This window comes from Selenomonas ruminantium subsp. lactilytica TAM6421 (assembly GCF_000284095.1).
GTDB lineage: Bacteria > Bacillota > Negativicutes > Selenomonadales > Selenomonadaceae > Selenomonas_A > Selenomonas_A lactilytica.
This window is the reverse complement of the sequence record NC_017068.1, coordinates 1,354,105-1,371,518: the sequence shown is the minus strand read 5'-3', so window position 1 is coordinate 1,371,518 and position 17,414 is coordinate 1,354,105. Positions and strand designations below refer to the sequence as shown.

Annotated in this window: 26 protein-coding genes; 7 read left to right on the top strand and 19 right to left on the bottom strand. The window is 42.4% G+C overall.

The window, feature by feature from the left end:
• The 6 genes from SELR_RS06560 to SELR_RS18295 all read right to left on the bottom strand — a co-directional run bounded on the left by SELR_RS06560 (position 1) and on the right by SELR_RS18295 (position 2,981).
• Positions 1-447 (bottom strand): hypothetical protein, encoded by a 447-nt coding sequence (locus SELR_RS06560; RefSeq protein ID WP_014424430.1) that lies wholly within the window; start codon positions 445-447, stop codon positions 1-3.
• Positions 431-628, bottom strand: a complete 198-nt coding sequence (locus SELR_RS06555; RefSeq protein WP_041914304.1) for a hypothetical protein — start codon at positions 626-628, stop codon at positions 431-433. The genes SELR_RS06560 and SELR_RS06555 overlap by 17 nt, the downstream gene beginning before the upstream one ends.
• Before the next feature lie 12 nt (positions 629-640).
• Complete coding sequence (locus SELR_RS06550; protein WP_014424428.1) at positions 641-1,138, bottom strand: hypothetical protein; 498 nt, start codon at positions 1,136-1,138, stop codon at positions 641-643.
• Complete coding sequence (locus tag SELR_RS06545; RefSeq protein WP_041914303.1) at positions 1,129-1,611, bottom strand: hypothetical protein; 483 nt, start codon at positions 1,609-1,611, stop codon at positions 1,129-1,131. The genes SELR_RS06550 and SELR_RS06545 overlap by 10 nt, the downstream gene beginning before the upstream one ends.
• A 3-nt stretch (positions 1,612-1,614) precedes the next feature.
• Positions 1,615-2,160, bottom strand: coding sequence for a S26 family signal peptidase (locus SELR_RS06540; protein ID WP_014424426.1), 546 nt, complete (start codon positions 2,158-2,160; stop codon positions 1,615-1,617).
• 392 nt (positions 2,161-2,552) lie between these two features.
• A complete protein-coding gene (locus SELR_RS18295; RefSeq protein WP_014424424.1) occupies positions 2,553-2,981 on the bottom strand; it encodes a hypothetical protein in 429 nt (142 codons plus the stop codon).
• Between the two features lie 209 nt (positions 2,982-3,190).
• Between SELR_RS18295 and SELR_RS06530 the strand changes: the two genes are divergently transcribed.
• The 6 genes from SELR_RS06530 to SELR_RS06505 all read left to right on the top strand — a co-directional run bounded on the left by SELR_RS06530 (position 3,191) and on the right by SELR_RS06505 (position 7,762).
• Complete coding sequence (locus SELR_RS06530; RefSeq protein ID WP_014424423.1) at positions 3,191-3,787, top strand: hypothetical protein; 597 nt, start codon at positions 3,191-3,193, stop codon at positions 3,785-3,787.
• A gap of 213 nt (positions 3,788-4,000) precedes the next feature.
• Positions 4,001-5,236 carry an IS256 family transposase gene (locus SELR_RS06525; protein WP_014424422.1) on the top strand — a complete coding sequence of 412 codons (1,236 nt, stop codon included), beginning with the start codon at positions 4,001-4,003 and terminating at the stop codon, positions 5,234-5,236.
• Positions 5,237-5,242: 6 nt separating this feature from the next.
• Positions 5,243-5,557 carry a helix-turn-helix domain-containing protein gene (locus SELR_RS19505; protein ID WP_080585432.1) on the top strand — a complete coding sequence of 105 codons (315 nt, stop codon included), beginning with the start codon at positions 5,243-5,245 and terminating at the stop codon, positions 5,555-5,557.
• A gap of 291 nt (positions 5,558-5,848) precedes the next feature.
• Positions 5,849-6,289, top strand: coding sequence for a DUF3846 domain-containing protein (locus tag SELR_RS06515; RefSeq protein WP_014424421.1), 441 nt, complete (start codon positions 5,849-5,851; stop codon positions 6,287-6,289).
• Between the two features lie 219 nt (positions 6,290-6,508).
• Positions 6,509-7,132: a hypothetical protein gene (locus tag SELR_RS06510; RefSeq protein WP_014424420.1), complete on the top strand. Its 624-nt coding sequence runs from the start codon at positions 6,509-6,511 to the stop codon at positions 7,130-7,132.
• A gap of 15 nt (positions 7,133-7,147) precedes the next feature.
• On the top strand, positions 7,148-7,762 hold the full coding sequence (locus SELR_RS06505) for a hypothetical protein (protein ID WP_014424419.1): 615 nt from the start codon (positions 7,148-7,150) through the stop codon (positions 7,760-7,762).
• 77 nt (positions 7,763-7,839) lie between these two features.
• Here the strand turns inward: SELR_RS06505 and SELR_RS06500 are convergent, their stop codons facing one another.
• A complete protein-coding gene (locus tag SELR_RS06500; RefSeq protein ID WP_014424418.1) occupies positions 7,840-9,285 on the bottom strand; it encodes a PHP domain-containing protein in 1,446 nt (481 codons plus the stop codon).
• Positions 9,286-9,469: 184 nt separating this feature from the next.
• On the opposite strand from SELR_RS06500, the gene SELR_RS18810 reads away from it, so the two are divergent.
• Positions 9,470-9,970 carry a hypothetical protein gene (locus SELR_RS18810; RefSeq protein ID WP_158645779.1) on the top strand — a complete coding sequence of 167 codons (501 nt, stop codon included), beginning with the start codon at positions 9,470-9,472 and terminating at the stop codon, positions 9,968-9,970.
• 107 nt (positions 9,971-10,077) lie between these two features.
• Here the strand turns inward: SELR_RS18810 and SELR_RS06490 are convergent, their stop codons facing one another.
• The 12 genes from SELR_RS06490 to SELR_RS06435 all read right to left on the bottom strand — a co-directional run bounded on the left by SELR_RS06490 (position 10,078) and on the right by SELR_RS06435 (position 17,353).
• Positions 10,078-10,536, bottom strand: a complete 459-nt coding sequence (locus SELR_RS06490) for a hypothetical protein (protein ID WP_014424416.1) — start codon at positions 10,534-10,536, stop codon at positions 10,078-10,080.
• A 95-nt stretch (positions 10,537-10,631) separates the two neighbouring features.
• Complete coding sequence (locus SELR_RS06485) at positions 10,632-11,072, bottom strand: hypothetical protein (RefSeq protein ID WP_014424415.1); 441 nt, start codon at positions 11,070-11,072, stop codon at positions 10,632-10,634.
• Positions 11,073-11,376: 304 nt separating this feature from the next.
• Complete coding sequence (locus tag SELR_RS06480) at positions 11,377-11,715, bottom strand: hypothetical protein (protein ID WP_080585500.1); 339 nt, start codon at positions 11,713-11,715, stop codon at positions 11,377-11,379.
• A gap of 119 nt (positions 11,716-11,834) precedes the next feature.
• Entirely contained in the window at positions 11,835-12,242 is a 408-nt protein-coding gene (locus SELR_RS06475) for a hypothetical protein (protein ID WP_041914297.1), read from the bottom strand.
• 50 nt (positions 12,243-12,292) lie between these two features.
• The gene (locus SELR_RS18805; RefSeq protein ID WP_014424413.1) at positions 12,293-13,078 is read right to left on the bottom strand and encodes an SMI1/KNR4 family protein; all 786 of its coding nucleotides are present in this window, start codon (positions 13,076-13,078) and stop codon (positions 12,293-12,295) included.
• Between the two features lie 18 nt (positions 13,079-13,096).
• Positions 13,097-13,546 carry an SMI1/KNR4 family protein gene (locus SELR_RS06465; protein ID WP_014424412.1) on the bottom strand — a complete coding sequence of 150 codons (450 nt, stop codon included), beginning with the start codon at positions 13,544-13,546 and terminating at the stop codon, positions 13,097-13,099.
• Positions 13,543-14,118 (bottom strand): hypothetical protein, encoded by a 576-nt coding sequence (locus SELR_RS06460; RefSeq protein ID WP_041914296.1) that lies wholly within the window; start codon positions 14,116-14,118, stop codon positions 13,543-13,545. The genes SELR_RS06465 and SELR_RS06460 overlap by 4 nt, the downstream gene beginning before the upstream one ends.
• 13 nt (positions 14,119-14,131) lie before the next feature.
• Entirely contained in the window at positions 14,132-14,647 is a 516-nt protein-coding gene (locus tag SELR_RS06455; RefSeq protein ID WP_014424410.1) for a CbrC family protein, read from the bottom strand.
• A 22-nt stretch (positions 14,648-14,669) separates the two neighbouring features.
• Positions 14,670-15,089, bottom strand: coding sequence for a hypothetical protein (locus SELR_RS06450; protein WP_014424409.1), 420 nt, complete (start codon positions 15,087-15,089; stop codon positions 14,670-14,672).
• Between the two features lie 90 nt (positions 15,090-15,179).
• Positions 15,180-15,872: a hypothetical protein gene (locus tag SELR_RS06445; RefSeq protein WP_041914295.1), complete on the bottom strand. Its 693-nt coding sequence runs from the start codon at positions 15,870-15,872 to the stop codon at positions 15,180-15,182.
• Between the two features lie 308 nt (positions 15,873-16,180).
• Entirely contained in the window at positions 16,181-16,423 is a 243-nt protein-coding gene (locus SELR_RS06440) for a hypothetical protein (protein ID WP_041914294.1), read from the bottom strand.
• Between the two features lie 162 nt (positions 16,424-16,585).
• Complete coding sequence (locus SELR_RS06435; protein WP_014424406.1) at positions 16,586-17,353, bottom strand: cyclase family protein; 768 nt, start codon at positions 17,351-17,353, stop codon at positions 16,586-16,588.
• Positions 17,354-17,414 lie beyond the last annotated feature (61 nt).

Genomic DNA, 17,414 nt, shown 5'->3' with positions numbered 1-17,414 from the left:
TTATTCCCCCTTTTCCTTAATGCTCAGGCCATCGCCCCCGATAAAGGCGATTTTGGTGCTGTATCCTTCTGTTTCCGATTTATGCTGCGTATCAATATCCTGAGCAAACTTTTCCGAAAGAGTGTTGCCTTTCCTTGCCGGTATCTGCGGTATTGTAGGGAAAACTCTTGGTACCGCCATCTGCCTGTCTTCCGGATAAGGAATAGTCCTTACCGTAGGTTTCTTCCCCGCTTCCACAACAGTTTTCTCATCCACCTTATACTGTGAGGGAAATGGATTATAATCGGCAAGCTCCACCATATTTTCTTGCCACAGGGGCTTATCTTCTGCCTGGGCAACATTAGTTGTATTACTGGCATTCTGTCCGCTGCATAGGACAACACCAGCCATAAGTCCAACAGCTATGCCAGCACCAATATTTAGAAGCCATTTATTCCTTGGATTCATTTACATCTTCCGCCCTTCCGTTTCTCAGCAGCTTTATCAATAATTCTTCAAGACTGTTCTGCGCTTCCAGATTTAGTCTGATCAGATTATCCAGTCGTTTCATCCGGATGATTGCCACCCCAAGAGCAGTTGTCATCAGGATATTTACGGCAATCCAGCCGCCTATAATTCCTACCAGCAACAACTTCATCACCTACTTTGTATAGATCTTTATCTGTACAACAGTATCCAGTTTTTCATCAGTTCCCTGAAAATCCAGCATCTGCATGCCAATCAGGGCATCCTTGGACTGCAGATTCTCCAGAAACATGGCTGTCCGCTTCCATGTACCCGTGATATTCAGCTCATATATGCTTGCCGTCCCGTCCTGATAAAGGGGTGCATCCCCGACTTTTATCGTAAGGCCATAGTCCTTCCCTTTTTGGACAATATCCTGCATGACCTGAGGAACCTGCTCTGCCTGTACAGCCCGGCAGGGAGCTGCATTTACCTTTCTGGCAAGTTCCCCATAGGCAACTATCTCCCGCCTCATATTGACATTTTTTTCTTCCATGGCACTATACTCTTTGCATTCCGCTGTCATAACCACACCCAGTAGGACAATTATTGCCATAAGCAGGATCTGTTGTCTGTTCCTTAGCTTGCCATCCTTCCATATGGACTGCATCCGTTCTTTATATCTCATTGCCATAAAAATCCCTCCGGCATAGGCACGGTTACCCGCACACCATCTTTTATATCTTCAATGCGCATCCTAGAGAAATATTGATTTTTCCTGAGCGTGCTCAAATAGTCCTCTACAGCACCTTTTTCCCGGGATTCGACATCCATAACAATCCAATCTCCATTATGGAAGTTGCCAATCGTAATGTGACGGCATTTTACCTGCTGGGGCATTGTCATTACCATCGCCGACAAAGCCTCCATAGGCTTAATATCTTCCTGTCTGGCCACTTCCAGACGGTTCAGCTCTGTGATGACGGCCTCCCGATTGCTTACATACCTCAGGTATTCCTCATTGGCCGCCTTATTATCTGCGCCAGCATTCAGCCACACAGCAAAGGCTATGACCATAAGCTCCAGCCCTATAACCGTAAGCATGGCTTTCTGCCTGTGCCTCGCCAAAGAATCAATTATCCTGCCAATCTTTACCACACGATTCACCCCTTATCTCCATAACCGACTGAGCCAACCTGTCGGCAAAATCAACACAGCCTTGTTTTTAATGCAATCCAGCGGCACTGTACCATAATAGCGGCCATCAAAGGAATGCGAACTATCGCCAATCGGCAAGAAGCGATGTTCTTCCACCATATGGATGCAGCAACTCCTGTCAGGCATTTGCTGCCCCTTGCCATCTGTCAGACTTGCCTGCCCGATGTAAATGCCATTCACATAGAACTGCCGGCTCCTGTTTACACCATACATATCGCCAGCCAGCCCACCGACACGCTTCAGCATCTTCGTGCCCTTTGGCAGCCAGCCGCGTTCTACGGCTAATTCCTGAACATCCTCCGGCACAGTAAAAACCACCATATCATCCCTGGCAACATCCTGCGGGGACAACAGCAAATACCATCCTACCGGCACACTGGCCGTCGCATTATATACAAACAGCTGCGGCAGCCTTTTCTCCACGCTTATGAGCCCCATAAGAATAAGCATCCAGCCAAGGCAAAGTCCCAGAACTACTCGTTTTCTTTTCCTGCACACAAAAAAACCTCCCCATCAATTATCACAATTGACAGGGAGAAAAAATAACACAAACCTGCAAGCAGGGTATGTAATAGCTGATAATTCCCAACACGCCAAAAAGGCTACCGCATGAGCAGCACGGTAGCCTTTTTGACTGTGTATTATATTTTAGGAGAGCTTTAACGAAAGCCTGAATATAATATAGCATTATTGAGAATGAAAATCAATAGATAATTGAAAATTATTTTAACAACGACAAAAATCCCCAAGGTCAATACACAAAACCTTGGGGACTTTTCTTCACGTATATCACGCTCTCCTACCAAATAGTCTATCATAGGAAAAGAGAGTTGTCAAAATATTTCTCCTAATCATAGACGTACGCAGGTAGAGCACATCATGTGTAAATATTACGCTATGAACAGCATACGCTCAATATCTCCATACTGGAGTTTACTGCTTGCATCTGTTGGCTCGCCCTTCAAAATATCCTGCTCCACAGCACCCTTATCGGATACATTCACACGACCAGCGGCCACTTCATCCTTGACCTTCTGCAGCAAAGCCTTCCGGCCAGCAGCAGAATCAGCGAAAACCTCATTGTTATAGCGGGCATTCATGGAATGCGCATCCTTATTATCATTGCAGTTGAAGAAAATATACACGTATTTCTTTTTGTCAGCAACTTTCTTCGTAACCTTGGTAGCAGCAGCCTTCGTTGCCTTTGCCGCCGTAGCAGCTACAGCTGCTTCCGTTACCTTGCTGGCAACAGATTTAACAGCCTTCTTAGCAGCAGTAGTTGCTGTTTTCTTTACTACAGCCGTTTTCTTTGTACTCATGATGAATCTCCCCTTAAATTCATAATTCATAATTTGTTAATCCCTGAGAAATTTTATCACAAAATACATCTTATTGCAAAAATTCATCATGCGTAGTGCCTCCTCATTACCACAAACCCTTCCGCAAATAGCTTGTCAGTATTTATCCCATTGTTGTATACTATCCTCGTAAAATTACTAACTGTTGTTGTCTGACTGGAGATCATATCATGAAGAAAGAACTACCCCATTTCAAAATCGGCTCAGCCTATGGTGGTACCCAGGAATGGTGCCCTACCTACTGGATGAATATTGGTGGCTGCGCCGCCATTACCGCCTGCGATTGCAGCATCTATTTTGAACTCTGGAAAAACATCCAAGGCCTATACCCCTATGATATAAACAACATATCCCAGACAGATTATGTGGATTTTGCCTACGTAATGGAGCCCTACCTAAAGCCCCGTGAATCCGGCATTGACCGTCTGGACATATACATCGATGGCTTTACTCAATTCCTCTCCGAACACGGCGCACCGGATATAAACTTAGAGCCATGGGATGGCACCAACAGCCTCGAAGCTGCCAAAGGCATCATAATTCAGCAGATTGACCATGGCTGGCCCATCCCCTGCCTCACGCTCCTGCACCAGCATCCTTCTATGGAAGATTACGTCTGGCATTGGTATATCATCAATGGATACGAGCAGTTCGATGACACACTGATGGTAAAAACCGTAACTTACGGAACATGGCGCTGGTTCGACCTTGCTACCTTGTGGGACACAGGCAAATCTCCCAAAGGCGGCCTCATCCTCTTTTCTTAATCAACACATGCAGCATAAGGAAACACCGGGACAAGCAATGTTCCCGGCGTTTCTTTATGACTTCCTATCCTGTTTTCTTGCGTAGATATCCGTTGCAAAATCAATCATTTCTCCCCAGCGAGAGTATGAAAAAATCTCTGTAAATTAACTTTCCCTCGAAATCAAAAGGTCTTCTATGATAAACTATAATCAAATCATAGGAGGCCTTTTGTTATGGCAAGAAAGAAAAAAGAGATTCACAAGGTAGAAATGACCGATGGCAAGCGTGCCATCATCCAGCAGCTGTTCCAAGAGTACAACATCGAGAGCACCACAGATATCCAAGATGCCCTAAAGGATTTGCTCGGCGGCACCATCAAGGAAATGATGGAAACGGAAATGGATGAGCATCTGGGCTATAGCAAATCTGAGCGTTCCGACAGTGAGAATGCCCGCAACGGGTATAAAACCAAGAGCCTCAATAGCCGCTATGGCAGCTTTCAGATTGATGTCCCACAGGATCGTCAGTCATCCTTCCAGCCTCAGGTCGTCAAGAAGCGGCAGAAGGATATTTCCGCCATTGACGAGAAAATTATCTCTATGTATGCCAAAGGTATGACTACCAGACAGATTTCCGAAACCTTGAAAGACATATACGGTTTTGCGGCTTCGGAGGGCTTCATATCCGATGTTACCGATAAAATCCTACCTCAGATTGAGGAATGGCAGAGCAGGCCGCTTTCCAGTATCTACCCCATAATTTTCATTGATGCCATCCACTTTTCTGTAAGACATGACAATATGATTACCAAGCTGGCAGCCTATGTAGTAATGGGGATAAACGAAGATGGCCGCAAGGAAGTCCTTACGATTGAAGTAGGCGAAAATGAGAGCAGCAAATACTGGCTGGGTGTTCTGAACAGTCTCAAGAACCGTGCCGTAAGGGATATCCTTATTCTTTGCTCTGATGGGCTTACCGGCCTGAAAGAGGCCATTTCTGCAGCATTTCCGAAAACAGAGCACCAGCGCTGCATTGTCCACATGGTGCGCAATACGCTGAAATACGTCGCCAACAAAGACATGAAAAATTTTGCCAAAGATCTCCGCACCATCTATACCGCCCCTGATGAGAAGGCCGCCGTTAAGCGGCTGGAGGAAGTGGACAAAAAATGGACACCCCATTATCCAGCGGCGCTGAAGCGCTGGTCTGACAACTGGGATGTAATAACGCCGATCTTCAAGTTCTCAACAGACGTCCGTACAGCGTTTTACACGACCAACGCCATTGAGAGTCTGAACTCCTCATATCGCCGTCTGAACAGCCAGAGAAGTGTTTTCCCCAGTCAGCAGGCCCTGTTAAAGGCCTTGTATCTGGCAACGTTTGAGGCTACCAAGAAATGGTCTATGCCCATCCGGAACTGGGGCAAGGTCAGAGGCGAGCTGACGATTATGTATCCTGATAGATTGTAAGTCTTGATGCGGCTCTGTAAGCAATTCATAGAAGACCTATTTACAGACTTTTATTCACACCCTCAGATTGGCAAATCTTCCCAAGTCATTTCCAACTGGGAGCGCGGCTATACATCTTGCATAATGCCAAAAGATCTTCAGAAACTATCCGCTGCTCTAAAAATCCCCATCAGTTATCTGGTCGAAGAACCAAAGCCGCCTGAAAAAATCATCACAACAGATCCAAGATTACAACGCCTCATAGACAGCTATCCAAAGCTTAACGCTCAAGCTAAGGCAACCATAGATGCCTTGTTAGCTATATCTGAAAATTACATATAACTTCCACTTAGCATGGCCATAGATTTGGTCATGCTATTTTTATATCATCCCGCCTTGCCTCATGGCATTACAAACCATTGCAGAATCAATTAACTCCACTTCATTCTTCTCTATTACATTTTTATTTTTTTGGCCGCCTCAGTCTACTGCATCCAGTGGCCTTCGGCAAGAGAAGCTGATGCCGCTTCTACGAAGCGCTCTTGCCTGCAACCGCTGTCTGCAGTTTAGCCTTCGCGTCAAAAAAATAAATTGCTGCGGGGGCATGAGGCTCCCACGAAAGGAGAATGTCAAATGACTGAGGAAAACAACAACAAAATGATGGTTTATACCGTTGAACTTATCAAGGGCGAAAGCGGTGCCATCCGTACATCAGGCATATGCCATGTATCCAAGGATGATTTTTTACACGAGGCCTATGACATCATCAAATGCAGGTTTGTAGACTGCCGATGCTTTGAATACAAAGGCACCAAATATGATGTATGGTTCGACGATGAATTTTTGCTTAAAGGCGAGACTATTTACCCCACTCTTATTCTCGGCGACCTTGAGCCAGATGCCTTCGACCTCATCTGTGATAACTTTATCATCACAAAATCCGACGAGGAAGGCAAAACCATTGGCATCACCAAGGAAGAAGCCGACGACCTGGCCGCTTTCCTGCGGGAAAACACCCAAAAGCTATTACAGGCCAATGCTAAAGGTCTGTTTGGAGGCAAAAAATCGGCCTGACTATAATTCATAATCACTGCCAAGATGCCCGGACTGCTGTCCGGCATCTTTTGCCGCCATCATCATTACAAACCATTACAATACATTACCAATACCATTGTCGGACGGATTACATACAACATACTTTTGAACAATCTTGAAACATATGCAGGAATATAGACCTTTAAGTCGAAATTCTCATTAGATTTTATTGTTTCCAATGTTAGGAGGTTGTTCAATGTGAAGAAATTACTAACCGTCTGTTTTCTGTTAATGGCATGTATATTTGCCATTCCATCTACCTCATCAGCTCAGGAAACCGGCTTTCTGACACCTGGTGAATCCACATTTCTCTATATGGACACCCGTGTTCTTAATGAAACCTATGATAATGAGGCAATCAAGTTTGTCCTCCAGCGGGATGGCGTGCTACGACTCATGAGCCGTAACGGAGCCCATGACTACCTCTCCTTTACTGGATACGACGACACCAATGCCGGTATCGGCTATAAAATCCGAAAGATTTACACAATGTTCCCCAGTATGCAGTTTTTTGAGATAATTGCTGACAGAGGTGCTCATGCCAAAAACTGTGGCTATTGGATTATCGGCAAGAAAGATGGTCAATGGGTTACTTACGTCTCCATTGATAGTCTAGCGGCCATGGGTTATACGCCTGGCGAATGGCATCAAATCAACACGGCACTAAATAACGATGCAACTGGCCGCTTCATTCTCACCAGCAGGCACGAATATATGCCCCCAGGTGCTCAATATGGTTACCAGCGCCGATTCGCTATTGACCTTCAGCTCCAGCTTTTCTGGGATCAAAATGCACAATGGTTTGGTATCCGCAGGCTCTGATAAGGATGTGATTATATGAGTCGAACACTTATGAAAATCCCTGTCTTTCTCATGGCTTTCCTGTTTTCAACTGCAGCATATGTATTGGCTGCAGAGGCTCCTGAAAACTATACGGTATGGGATAGAATGCCAGCTGAAGCTGCAGTCAACGTAAAATTAAAAATTCAAGCTCCCGTAACTCTCTATGCAGCCCCCAAGAGCAGCAATATAAGCGGTACAATTTCTGTCAATGAGATAGTTGACCGCATTTCTTGTGTGGTCTATACTCACCCCAATCGTCATGCTGTTAAAGTATTAAAGACCACAAGGGCTTATAAATATCAACATTCTTCCAATCCTCAGTTCATCACACTGTATCCGGGCACAATCATTCATCTGCTCCAGTATACTGGCGAAGGAACATATCTTGGATTATGGAACGGACAGCTGCTTTGGTGGCTGCAGGGGTACAATATTTCAGGCTTCACCACTGCTAACACCAATGCCCCATGGGGCACTTATATTGGCGAGGCAACCACTGCCGATTTAGGCATTGATTTTTGGATGTGCCTCAGAAAGTCAGATGGTACTGTTGGATGGGCTCATCCAACAGACTATCCCAAAGGAACCTTCAGCCAATACTGGAAATAGTACCACAAGGGACCTAACCTCCTGAATTTTCGAGGTTAGGTCCCTATTTCTATATACACCATTGCAACCTGACCATATCAGGGGCCACATACTGAAATCAGCTTATACCCCGCTTTTTGACCAGTCTCCATCATTGACCGCAGAGATTTCACGAATCGGTCATAGAAATCGACCACATGGCCAATATTTTCCCGGACGATTTCATCAACCTCATCCCTCGACAGTTTCTCAGACATACGCCAATATCTGGGCAGATAATTTGGAAGATGCTCAAAGCCCTCCCTCATGAAATCCAATTTGGCATTATCGTAATCAACGGCTAGGAGATGCGCCACCTCCTCGATTTCCTTTAATATGGTCTCTATGCTTGTATAGCTATAAAAATTCTCCGTCAAATACCATTCAAATTCGGTAATGTATCTCCTGCCCTCAGGATATTGCTCGTATCTTCCCTTATTCTCCGGCATATTTTCATCAAAGTGCTTTTTGAATACGGGGTACAGGAAATCTGCAAAAGACTCCTCTGATATTGATATCTCCGCTTCCTTCATGAAATCCAGATTGTCCAAGGCATATGTATTTTGCGATAAGTCCTTAATTTTTACCGGCTCAAACCAGAAGCACGCTCCCGGATTATGCCACTCTTCAATTTCGATAAGCGGGAACGGCTTTTCTTTTTGGCGTCTGTTTAGCTCCGCAAGGATAGTAAGGTCTTCTTCCCTAACCTCCTTCCCATACCGATTTAGTGTCCCCAAAGCGATATTCTTATTCTCGCCGTGATAATCACTGCCACCGCTAATGTAGAGGTTATGTTTCTTCGCAACGGCCAGAAGCGATTCAATCTGCGCTTCATCAAAATCCGAATAATAGCATTCTATTCCCTGCAGACCTGCCTCCAGCAGTATATGCAGCTGCTTATCAAAATCTGCATCATTCATGTCCCGCTTGGTGTAGCCGCCATAGGGATGCGCCCATACAGGAATACCGCCAGCAGCCAGGATCGCCTTTATTGCCTCTCTGGCATCTATACGAATGTCATTCGTGTTGCAGGGCTTGATATACATATCGACGGCCTGCTTTTCATCAGCTGCCTTCCCCATGGAAACCAGCATTTTCCCTAAGAGAGCCTTCCAATCACCATTGGCACGATCCAGCAAATCTATGCGTGCATCTTCATCTATCTCAATTTGATGCTCCTTTGCAATATACTCCAAGTGGCGCTTTACTACATCCTGCCTTTTTTCTATGGCCTCATGTACCATGTTTCCGAACTGCCGCACATCTTTATTGAAGCCATATCCCAAAATGTGGCAATTCCTGACCTCAGTGATGCAACTTACTTCAATGCCCCGTATAAAAGCCATGTCATCCGGAACCCAATATTCCATACTGCAAATGCCATCGATAGTATCATGATCAGTAACCGCAAAAGTCTTGATACCGGCAGATCTCAGCTTCTTCAAAAGTTTTTCCGTGCTGTCCGTCCCATCAGAGGCATTTGTATGCACATGCAAATCAACCACAGTCATCCTCCTTCGCACTTCCGTTCTTCGTTAATGACAATTATACCGCTACCAAGGATTTTTTTCTATAACTACAAAGGCAATGTTATAGATTATATTTTTGACTTTTTGACATTTGTATGATATAGTGTTACTCATACTTATGACTATGTTATCATAGCTATCGGTCTCAGGAGGTTACATTTTGATTTTCATTAACAATACGCCCATATTCTACCTTGCCCGGAAGGTTTTATTTGACAGCACCATCGGACTGTCCTTCCTCTTCGTCATCGCCACAACACTATTTGTCTATATCGAATTTAATGTAACCTGGATTATGCCCTTCAACAGCATAGTTGCTCTGCTTCTTTCCCTGGCCTGTCTGCGCAACTACCGTAACACTATTCAGTATTACACAGCTGTCCGCCAGGAATGCGTTGATAACATAAACCGCATTCTTCATACCGTCCCTGACAATCTCTCCGAGGATGAACAAAGGATCCACTCCGATATCTCCTATGCCCGCCAGCGCGGCCTGATGCCAGTATATGTCGCCAAACTGTCGCTTAGCTATTTTAATGCCCATATTGCTGAATGGAACAAAAAATTTTACAGTAAGCATCGACTGTTGAATCATTCTAATAATGCCAGTCTTGTTCTCATGATCCTAAGTGCAATTATCCTTATATTATCCCGCCCATAACATATAAAAGCTCTGAGTTATCTACACATCTCGGAGCTTTTTTCATATCATAATTTATTTCCTCTCTGCATAGATATATTCTGTGACTAGACGATCTAATTTCAGATTCAATCTTCATCTTTTCGAACTTCATCCTCAGCAGATCTATACAAGTCTGCCAATAATACATCCGTTACATCATCTATACACCCCATAAAATCTGGCAGCTCATCATAAACCGAATGATTCATTGAATGACTACATGCATAAATCCATATCAACCATATCTCTGTCAATGTATTTCTATCCAACAGTTCACTACATTTTGCCACCAACTGGTCTTTATTCAAAAAATCTCCATGTTCTACATCATATTTTAACTGCTCCCAAATCGTCGGATAATTTCCATAGAAAACGCTTTTCTCTTCACGTGAAAATGAATATATCTCATCAAACAATCGTATATACAACCCTGTAGCAATTTTTTCGGCCAGTTTTTCATACATTTTACTTACATCATTTACTTCTGACAGTTCATCCGGTTCTTCACCTTTTTTCAAGTTATAATACCAATCATAATCATGCATAACACCTTTACCTCCATCCATAAATAACGGGTACATCTATCACAGAATAAGCCACTCCTAAATATTTTCGATTTGCATTCCGGCATTATAAAATACTACTCTAATTTCCAGTATTTTTCATTATGCAATCCCTGCTCCCGATAATAGTACTCTACAGTTTCTTTTACCATGTCTATATCCACACAGATTTCATCCTCAAATTCTGCCAGCTGACCGCCACATACAAGCTTATGCACTTTTCCTTCTTCGTATCCTTCCTTCAGCAATGTATAGTTTCTCTCACCAAACTCTTCGATGTACATCACATTATACAGCCCTTGATTACCACCACCTATAATCATGCACTTACCAGCTTCTTCACACTCCAGGGATACTTCCGTTGTATTTTCTCCATCCAATAGTTCGATTATTGCAAGCAACCGTTCTAGTGAGGGATTGCTTATCTCAACATATTTCGGGCTACGAAGGATTCCCTTGCCTTGTATATCGTAAACAATTCGCATCGGCTCTCGCAATTTAGCTATATCCAACTTCATCCGACCACATCCTAACAGCCATTATTCCTGATGTCTCTTGTATTCTCATTGTTTCTTATAAGGAGTAAAATCCCACTGCCCTGCACCAGCCTAGTTTTCCGACAAAGCGTAGCACTATACAGCCCATTCTATTTATAATGTCGATCATTATATTCCGATTCTCTTTTTCGTATCCACCATGCTACACAACTTGCAAACACTAAAGTCCCCCAAGGGAAAACATCGTCCGGTGTGCTAATAATCTCAACTATCGACTTTAGAATAACCAAGTATAATAAATATACAAATTTCATTTTCCTATCCCTTAATATCTATATATCTTATAAATGTCTACTCGATATTTATCTTTATCATCATGCACTGCTATTTTCCATTTTCCCTTTTTAAATGCAATGCCATCACTGCCTTGGTCTTCAATCTGTATCCATCCCTTATCAGGAAGATTTCTAATATAAAATTGTCTTATCTGCTCATTAGATAAATTCGTATGATAATAAACATCCAATGATACAGATGACCTTTCTCTTATAGATTCTTTCTTTTCAATCTCCTGCGTTTTATCAGGTATTGGCAAATCATCATATATCTCGTATACAACTTTAGGATCCCGCTCAAAATCATTACCATTTTCAATATAATTCATAACAGACCCATATAAGGATAACAGGATACAAACCGCCATAAATAAAAGTACTAATTTTCGTGCTTGTTTCATAGCATCATTACCTAATCATTATATCCAAAACTCATATCATCAATCTATCAATCAGATATTCCATAAAACTTAAAAATTTCTAGATTATATTCCGACTCCCCCTCATTTACGGCAATTTTCCATTTGCCTTTTTGAAACAGAATCCCCTTGCCACCTCTATATTCTATTTGTTTCCAGCCATCTTTCGTTAATTTATCGATATAATAATTCATTATTTTATCGTTTGGTAAATCCGTATGATAGTAAATATCCAAAAAGGCAGACGTTCTCGGTCTCGATATATCCTTCTTATCAACTTCCTTAGTATATTCTGGGATTGGCAAGCTATCGTAAATTTCCACCATCACTTTAGGGTCTTTTTGAAAATCATCACCATTTATACTATAATTCACGATTGTATGCAATAACGACAGCACAGCAAACATACCAACGATATACATAGCTATTTTTTTCATATAATTATACTCTGCAATTTTTAAATTTAATCGAAACAGTTCTTATATCCTCATTGTTCCTTATAGGGAATAAAATTCAAATGTCCTGCACCACTCCAATTTTCCGGTAAGGCATCACACTGTACTGTCCCTTTTATTACCCCCACTAGAAACTCTGTAATGGACAACGCATATTCGTGAAAGTCAGCTGAACTTTCTTCACATACAATCAGAGGCCACTTATCCGGGTCTTCATCCGTATTTTGCCAAAAAATATCTACTCCATTATTAGTTCTTCCCAAGGGGAGCAATCCTTCAGGAAAATCTTTTAGTGAAGCTCTGTATGCCTCCAGGACTTTTTTGCCAGCTTTAAATAAATTAAAGCCATCAATCTCACACCACGGACTATATATCCATAAGACGCTATCAACCGCTCCCAGCCCATACGCATTGATATAATCCATGTAATCAAGCGGGAATTTTATATTATGTTCCTTTTGAAGCCCGTCCCATTCCTCCTTGCTGTGCGGAACAGTCATATCATCACGGTAAAACAAATCATCCTCCCGGTAAGGTCTTTCCAAGAGTGGTCTTAATTTGTTTATTCTATCATGCAGGAGATATTCCTGATGCTGCTTAAAATTTTGCATTACCATATCATAGAAATACTTACATGCTTCATTTTCTTTCTTGAATATCTTGACACCACACTTGGAGCCTCTTTCGCTGTAATAAACCTCCCACTGTTTCTTCTTATACTCGATGCACATCATTTCCGAAGTTGTCCATCCAAAGCTATACATATCCTTAGGCACATGGTTTTCTTCCAGTTTTGCCCTTGTCTCCGCTATATTCATGCTCCCGCCTCTGTCCGATTAATCTTCAACCTTTATCATACCCTCGATGAAGTCCTGTATGTTGCCACATAGATGAACCATATATTCCTCCGGATTTTCACCGTAATCATAATCTGTTATCCAGCAGTAAATGGCTCCTGGCTCTTCGTCAGCTGTACTGAAACCATAAAGCAGCTCTCCTCCATCATCGGCAATAGGAATAAACCAGCTTGGTGACACGTCATCAATAAGTCTTTTGGTGGCTATCACTGTGTCATCCAGCCCATCGGGAAGAATTAGCGGCATAAAATAATTCACCATATACTCATAGCCATCGCTAATATAAACATCACACTCCGGCATGCCGCCATTATTTTCCAAATAGAACTTTTTCATACTCTCCGGCAGTCTGACTCCCAAAAGTTCTTCTGCTCTTCGAATATCTGCATCTCCGATTTTCGGATACGATGAGTTGATCTTATTGTTCATCCCGCATCTCCTGTTACCCTTCTTAACCCTTTCGAAGTATCTAATACATCATTCCAGCGTCTCGCTATCTCATCCCAGGGATTAACAGTATTCCACCCGTTTGGAAATCGGATCTCATCCTGCAGCTCCTCACGATACTTCAGCAGACTATTTGTCACTGTTTCTTCTAAGTCTTTCACCCTATTTTTATATGGTTCTATGTTTATCGTATGTTCCTTATCCTCATATTTCAACGCCCCAACATAGTCAAAGGTTAAATACGCGCCCAATGCGGATTCTCCAGCCATCTGTCCCAGATAATCAAAAAACATATCCACGGCCCCTGCTTTAGTAACTTCAGTAAAAAAGACATCTTTTATAACCCTGCCTGTCTCCGTAGGCTCATAGGCAATGTAAAAATCTGATGCTGAATATTTTCGATATTCCCCATCTCCTCGCAAATATTCTTTAACTTCTCCTTTAGATATTGCATACAGAAAATTATATTTATCCTGCTTCTCATAAAACGATTGCATATCTTCATAAAACTTCTTCTTTACTTCGTTGCTGCTCATCGTATCATCCATATCCATCAATAGTTTATCTTCAATCCATATCAACCCATAAATGATATTTCCCACAATGCAGGCATTGAAACAAATAGCCACGCATATAGCCATCTTTATTTAAGCATTCTTCCAAATCTTCTATAGGGATTAATGGATCACGCTGCACATATTCATTTAGAGCTTCCTCTTTACATCCTAATTTTTCGAGTTCTTCGATTCCTGCATATCCAATATACTTACAATAATCATCGCAGCATGCAAGCCAGTATTCTCCCTGCCAGGAAAGGTACCCTGGTGTCCTATGAAATAATTCGTCCCGCTTAGCTGGATCACTTACCGGATCTGCATCATCAATAAATTCGCCTTGAAATTTTGCTGCGGCACTTCCATTACTGACACACTGGAGACATATGCAGTCAACATCCTCTTTGGAATACATTGTTTCGATATATTCATTTACATTCTTGCCACAGCACTGGCATACTCCCTCTGCATGAATCAAGGCATCATCTTCATATAAGTTTGGAAAATACTTGAAATTAACCTTTTTCATATATTCCACCATTTCTAATACTTTACTCTTTTACATTGGCAAGTCTATAGTTATAAAACTTAACTATTCCTACAGAGTACTTTCCTTCTTTCTTTTTCCTGACAACAAGCCTCAATCCATCTTTCATATATCTATTATCTTTCTCATGATAAACCCATCCATTTTTAGATAAATACTGCATGTAAAAGGCTTTAATTTCATCATCTGATAAGGTAGTTGCTAATTCTGCATCCAATGAAACAGAACTCCCCCACTTTTTCCTATCATGCAGTTTAACTTCAACAGTCTGTTCAGGAACAGCTAAGGAATCGTAAATGGAATACATCTCCCTGAGATCCCTCTCGCAAACCTCATCTTCCACAAAGTACCCTCGCCCTAACACCACAAGCAAAATAATAAAAAATATCAAAACGCCCCAGGGGCTCTCGTTTCTATCATCCATTTGAAATCCTTCTATTTAGTGTTGTCATGATTATTGTATTTTTAGGAGACTATATATATTATTTCTGCTTTAGCTATTTTCACTCATATTCTAGCTCTCCCATGCAAAATAATCATGTTCATCATCCCCCAAAGCACTCTTGCCGGAGATGAATTTTATTGGTATCAGTGTAGCCCAATCGATTAGGAGTATCGCAAATACTATAGGAAAAAGATACAAGATTCGCATTGTTTCCCAAAATCTGCGGCCATTTGTTTGTTCCCTATGAAACAGCCACCACAAAGCCAAGCATGTCAGTATACTCCAGGTTATATCCACCCAGCGTGGTGTTGTATAAGTTACATTTTGACCGAGGTTGCCCAGCATCAGCGCGATGAAGGGAATTCCAACGAACCCAATCCACATAAGCACAAGAGCGCCATAAAATGCCATAAATGACTTGTATTTCCCATACATCTTGAACCGCTTCCTATTTGAGTACAATGCTGCAATGAGTGCTATTCCAAAGGCCGCTCCCCCAATCAGCTCGAAACCTTTTAAAGCTAGGAACATGCTCAGTAATACTCCCGGGAGCATCTTCAGACAAAACTGTAAGCTTTTGCTCCGACAGGCCACATAAAAGGTTATCAACGCGTAGGCAACACTAGCAATAAGCATTTGTATTGAATCTTGCCGAAGAGTTGCGTATGTAACCAACCAATTCACCCATAAAAAATAACTGTACCAGCCCTTGTCTACTGGCTCTTTTTTCGCTTCCTGTACCTCATTTAATTCTGCTTCCACTAATCTGACTCCATTTCTCCATAATTCTTGGCTGCACGGCATATGCAATGCTATTTTCTAAGTTTCATATAAATACTGATAAATTTTATCACCTGTTTCTTAGAATCTGTTTAGTTCTTTCTTAAGAATTCATTAGACCTTCAACCATTTTTGTCATATATACAGCAAACACTCCGAAGGTTTCATCCCTCGGAGTGTCGGTTTTTTTCTATATATAACGATATCCACTTACCAGTGCGGATGAAATACCAGATTACCGGCCTTCCATCCCTTTACTGGATGTTAATAATTAACATCGACGCAGTGCCTTATGCAACCATATCCTTCACATACTGTATGAGAATATTCTCCTCAGCATCAATCATCTTGTCCGGAACATAGAAGAACACTTCTTCATCAATAGCCCGGGCTTCCTCCGATACATAGCAGCCGCCCCTTGTCATAAGGGCAACATCCAGCTGATTTACACTTAGCAATTGTTCTCCACGGTAATCAGGTATATCCAAGGCAATCAATCTCGTGGGATATTCCTTGCCGTCAAATTTCAACAAGCCCTTTTCCTCCACATCTTCTTAGTTATTGTACCGCATTTTAGCGACAGTTCCAACAGCATACCACACAAGCAAGGACACTTCAAGCATCTATGTCTTTTTTGTGCAATGAAAAAGCCTTGCCAGTTTAGCCCAGCAAGACTCTTTTTCTCGTTTATCCAATCATTTTTTCGGTGTGATTGCCAGCACACGGACAGGCAATCCCGTAGCCTGTTCAATATTAGGCCAGGCAGCAAACAGCAACGCTCCCACTGGTGCTACCTTATCCAGATTATTCAATACTTCAATCTGCAGCTTCCCCTTACTGAGCACATAACGTTCGCATACCAAATCACCAGCAGCGGCAGCTACTGCGCTGGCATCCGTATCCAAAGTTTCATGGCCATTGGCCGCCGCATTGCGCACCTCGTAAATATACTTCAGTGCTTCCAGCGACCAGCCGGGAGCATTTTCATTACCATCCTCATCAATCCCTGACAATTTATCCATGTCAGGCCAGTTCTTTGCCCAGCCGGCATTCAGCGCCACAAAGGCCCCATCAGGTATGTCTCCATATTTTGCCTCAAATGCCTTGATATCCTCCACCGTAACAGCGTAATGCACATCCTCGTGCACCTTATCTCTGATATCTATTACGACCAATGGGTAAAGCATATGCTTAACACCGAATTTTTCCGATAGAGGCGCATCCTTGACGAAGTGACCGGGAAAATCAATATGCGTACCAAACTGCCCCGGAAACTTGAATGTCTGGATCAGACATTCAAGCATAGGATTTCCCCAGTCAAATACGGTCTTGGACAGCTCTACTGACCCCTCAGGTATCCCTGCCCAGTAAGGACTGTCATTGTTCAATGAATGGCTTAAATCCACCCACTCATATTTCTCTGACTGCAGCTCATTGATAAGATTCCATAACTGATGACCCATAGGATGCACCTCCATAGCTTATTACATATTTATTTGATAGGTAATATAATACATTATGCAG

Bases quoted from the DNA above. Each gene is read 5' to 3' on its own strand.
- SELR_RS06490 (WP_014424416.1), bottom strand. From the start codon at position 10,536: ATGCATGATTATGATTGGTATTATAACTTGAAAAAAGGTGAAGAACCG.
- SELR_RS06525 (WP_014424422.1), top strand. From the start codon at position 4,001: ATGGCAAGAAAGAAAAAAGAGATTCACAAGGTAGAAATGACCGATGGC.
- SELR_RS06550 (WP_014424428.1), bottom strand. From the start codon at position 1,138: ATGGCAATGAGATATAAAGAACGGATGCAGTCCATATGGAAGGATGGC.
- SELR_RS06465 (WP_014424412.1), bottom strand. From the start codon at position 13,546: ATGAACAATAAGATCAACTCATCGTATCCGAAAATCGGAGATGCAGAT.
- SELR_RS06460 (WP_041914296.1), bottom strand. From the start codon at position 14,118: ATGGATATGGATGATACGATGAGCAGCAACGAAGTAAAGAAGAAGTTT.
- SELR_RS06560 (WP_014424430.1), bottom strand. From the start codon at position 447: ATGAATCCAAGGAATAAATGGCTTCTAAATATTGGTGCTGGCATAGCT.
- SELR_RS18805 (WP_014424413.1), bottom strand. From the start codon at position 13,078: ATGAATATAGCGGAGACAAGGGCAAAACTGGAAGAAAACCATGTGCCT.
- SELR_RS06450 (WP_014424409.1), bottom strand. From the start codon at position 15,089: ATGGATGATAGAAACGAGAGCCCCTGGGGCGTTTTGATATTTTTTATT.
- SELR_RS06475 (WP_041914297.1), bottom strand. From the start codon at position 12,242: ATGAAAAAAATAGCTATGTATATCGTTGGTATGTTTGCTGTGCTGTCG.
- SELR_RS06485 (WP_014424415.1), bottom strand. From the start codon at position 11,072: ATGAAGTTGGATATAGCTAAATTGCGAGAGCCGATGCGAATTGTTTAC.
- SELR_RS19505 (WP_080585432.1), top strand. From the start codon at position 5,243: ATGCGGCTCTGTAAGCAATTCATAGAAGACCTATTTACAGACTTTTAT.
- SELR_RS18295 (WP_014424424.1), bottom strand. From the start codon at position 2,981: ATGAGTACAAAGAAAACGGCTGTAGTAAAGAAAACAGCAACTACTGCT.
- SELR_RS06515 (WP_014424421.1), top strand. From the start codon at position 5,849: ATGACTGAGGAAAACAACAACAAAATGATGGTTTATACCGTTGAACTT.
- SELR_RS06455 (WP_014424410.1), bottom strand. From the start codon at position 14,647: ATGAAAAAGGTTAATTTCAAGTATTTTCCAAACTTATATGAAGATGAT.
- SELR_RS06505 (WP_014424419.1), top strand. From the start codon at position 7,148: ATGAGTCGAACACTTATGAAAATCCCTGTCTTTCTCATGGCTTTCCTG.
- SELR_RS06435 (WP_014424406.1), bottom strand. From the start codon at position 17,353: ATGGGTCATCAGTTATGGAATCTTATCAATGAGCTGCAGTCAGAGAAA.
- SELR_RS06480 (WP_080585500.1), bottom strand. From the start codon at position 11,715: ATGAATTATATTGAAAATGGTAATGATTTTGAGCGGGATCCTAAAGTT.
- SELR_RS06530 (WP_014424423.1), top strand. From the start codon at position 3,191: ATGAAGAAAGAACTACCCCATTTCAAAATCGGCTCAGCCTATGGTGGT.